Source organism: Pseudomonas syringae (genome assembly GCF_021606685.1).
In the GTDB taxonomy this organism is placed as follows: domain Bacteria; phylum Pseudomonadota; class Gammaproteobacteria; order Pseudomonadales; family Pseudomonadaceae; genus Aquipseudomonas; species Aquipseudomonas syringae_R.
The window spans coordinates 1-2,760 of record NZ_WKCB01000146.1 but is presented as its reverse complement, the minus strand read 5'-3'; the positions used below and the strand labels follow the sequence as shown (position 1 = coordinate 2,760).

Here is a 2,760-nt window from a genome sequence, read left to right as displayed (position 1 = left end):
GGACAGGGCGGGCAGTTCACATTCCAGTGTGTAGAGGGCTGCGCGTCCTGCGCCGACATAGGCCTGCAAGTGCCCCATGGCGTGCCTCGCAACCTCGAAGTTCAGGCCGTCGAGCACGACAAGAATGACATTATGCTTCATGGGGGCTGGCGCTCCGCAACAGATGGTTTGACTCGGTATCAACTTGGAATGGGATCAAATGTGGGAGGGGGCTTGCCCCCGATGACGGTGTGTCAGTGAGCGCATCTGTGACTGACTCACCGCTATCGGGGGCAAGCCCCCTCCCACAAAAGCCCTTCCCACAGTGGATATCCACTGTGGGAAACAGCCTTACTTCATTTCTACGATGACCTGCTCGTTCCACATCTGCGGCAGCTTCTTGGAGGTCGCTTCCCAGGCATCGGCATCCTTGATCGGCTGCGGGTTGGCCTTGGTGTACTGCTCGCCCGGGATCAGGTTTTTGGCGATATCGGCGGGCAGTTTCAGGTCGGTTTCAGCACGGATCGGACGCGCATTGCCCTTGGCCAGGTTGAGCTGGCCGGCATCGCTGAAGATGTATTCGCGGGTCAGCTTGGCGGCGTTGGGGTGTTTGGCGTATTTGTTGATGATGGTGGTGTAGCCGGATTTCACCGAGCCGTCCGACGGGATCAGCACCACGTAGTCATCCGGGTTGGCCATCTTGGCCTTGTAGCTCAGGCCGTTGAAGTCCCAGACGATGCCCACTTCGACTTCGCCTTTTTCCATGGTGGCGATGGTCGGGTTGGACAGCGACAGACGACCTTGCTGGGCAATTTTGGTAAAGAACTGCAGGCCAGGTGCGATGTTCTTCTCGTCGCCCTTATTGGCGATGGCAGCGGCCAGTACCGCGTTGGAAGCCTGGGCTGCGGTGCTTACGTCACCGACGGAGACTTTGTATTTGCCGGTTTGCAGGTCGGCCCAACTCGTGGGCACTTCGGAACCGTGCAGCAGCTTTTTGTTCACGATAAAAGCAATGGTGCCGGTGTAGGCCAGGGCCCAGTGACCGTCTTTGTCTTTCGCCCAATCCGGCACCTGGGCCCAGGTGGACGGTTTGTAAGGCTGGGTGACTTCCTGCTTCACCGCGATCGGGCCGAAGGCTGCGCCCACGTCGCCGATATCAGCGCTGGCGTTGTCTTTTTCGGCCTTGAACTTGGCGATTTCCTGGGCCGAGCTCATGTCGGTGTCGATGTGCTTGAGGCCGTAGGTCTTGGCCAGGTCTTCCCAGGTGCCTTTCCAGTTGGCCCAGTCATCGGGCATGCCGACGCTGTTGACGGCGCCTTCCGCTTTCGCGGCGGCTTCCAGTGTCTTTAAATCAGGAGTAGCTAGATCGGTATCAGCGGCCATGGCAGCGGTGCACATGGCAATGGTCGAGCCTAACAGTGATGCCAGGAAAAGCTGTTTCATCCTAAGCTCCTTTGGGCGTTTTCAACGCGGCGTTTTTTTCTACGGTGTTGTTGGTCTAGGTCAGAGCAATACCTGAGCCAATCTAGACGCGGTGGATGACAGTTTCATGTCGATGTCGTTTTCAACGTACTTGTGTCGCTTATTCCAGACTTAGCGTAGACCATGCTCAAGTGCCCGCAGCGCCTGGACTTGGCCGATGTATTGCAGGGTGTGCTAGGCAGGCTGGACACGGACTGTCATCTGTCGGTCATCTGTCACGCCTAGGCTGACACGCAATGGCAGAAGCCCGAATACAGCGCGTTTTGTGCACCTGAACGGTGCTGGTCTAGTCCAGGTAGGTAACGTTGATGCGTGATGAGGCTATCAAGGCGGTGACATCCATTGGCCTGGCGCTGCAAGAGCAGATCGACCACGGCCTGTTGCCGCCCGCAAGCAAACTGCCGGCCGAGCGCAAGCTCAGCGAGTTGTTTGGTACCACTCGAATTACCGTACGGGAAGCCTTGTTACAGCTGGAGGCCCAGGGGCAGATTTATCGCGAAGAACGCCGCGGCTGGTTTGTCTCGCCGCCACGGCTGGCCTACAACTTGATGCAGCGCAGCCACTTTCACGCGATGGTCAATGACCAGGGGCGTGTGGCGTCTACCGAGGTGATCTGCGCGCGGCTGCAACCGGCGTCGGCGGCGGTGTGTGCGTGGTTGCAGTTGCCGGCGTTGTCCAGCGTGATCCAGATCTGCCGCAGCCGGCGGATTGATGGGCGGTTGGTGTTGTATGTGGAGCACTACCTGAACCCACAGTATTTTCCGGGGATTCTTGAGTGCGATTTGAATCAGTCGATGACCGAACTGTATGCCCGCCAATATGACCTGCATTACGGGCGAGTGCGTTTCGAAATCGTGCCGACCTCCCTGCCGGGAGAAGCCGCCACCGCGTTGCGCGTATCGGCGGGCAGCCCGGGCTTGCGCATTGCTCGGGTCAATTACGACCAGCATCAGCGGTTGATCGACTGCGACCTGGAATTCTGGCGGCATGATGCCATCCACGTCGGCGTCGATGTGACCTGACCCTGCGGCAAACGCACTGTGGCGAGTATTCAGGGGGAGGGGGTTATCACCTTGTACAGTTTGGTGTGCGGCGGGCTCACCAGCCCTGGACGCCAGTGGGTGTGCCCTGGTTGTGTGGCGAGCGGGCTTGCCCGCGTTGGGCTGCGAAGCGGCCCTGAAAGCTGACACCGGGTTGTTCCGGGGAGCACGCGGGGAGGTGGTGGGGGGTGCTGGGCAGCCCAACGCGGGGAAGGCCGGTCGGCACGGGGGGTAGGGGGTTAGGGGTTTGGTCACTTGG

General features: G+C 59.6%; 2 protein-coding genes and 1 pseudogene. 1 reads left to right on the top strand and 2 read right to left on the bottom strand.

Going from position 1 to position 2,760, the window contains the following annotated elements; translation table 11 throughout:
- Together GIW02_RS26940 and GIW02_RS26935 are read right to left on the bottom strand one after the other, a co-directional pair.
- A pseudogene (locus tag GIW02_RS26940) lies at window positions 1-141 on the bottom strand (alkaline phosphatase family protein); the annotation flags it as partial.
- A 189-nt stretch (window positions 142-330) separates the two neighbouring features.
- Window positions 331-1,422 carry an ABC transporter substrate-binding protein gene (locus GIW02_RS26935; RefSeq protein ID WP_236417257.1) on the bottom strand — a complete coding sequence of 364 codons (1,092 nt, stop codon included), beginning with the start codon at window positions 1,420-1,422 and terminating at the stop codon, window positions 331-333.
- 347 nt (window positions 1,423-1,769) lie between these two features.
- On the opposite strand from GIW02_RS26935, the gene GIW02_RS26930 reads away from it, so the two are divergent.
- Window positions 1,770-2,483 (top strand): UTRA domain-containing protein, encoded by a 714-nt coding sequence (locus GIW02_RS26930; RefSeq protein WP_236417254.1) that lies wholly within the window; start codon window positions 1,770-1,772, stop codon window positions 2,481-2,483.
- The last annotated feature ends 277 nt before the right edge of the window (window positions 2,484-2,760 follow it).

Coding starts and splice junctions, on each gene's coding strand:
- GIW02_RS26935 (WP_236417257.1), bottom strand. CDS start 1,422: ATGAAACAGCTTTTCCTGGCATCACTGTTAGGCTCGACCATTGCCATG.
- GIW02_RS26930 (WP_236417254.1), top strand. CDS start 1,770: ATGCGTGATGAGGCTATCAAGGCGGTGACATCCATTGGCCTGGCGCTG.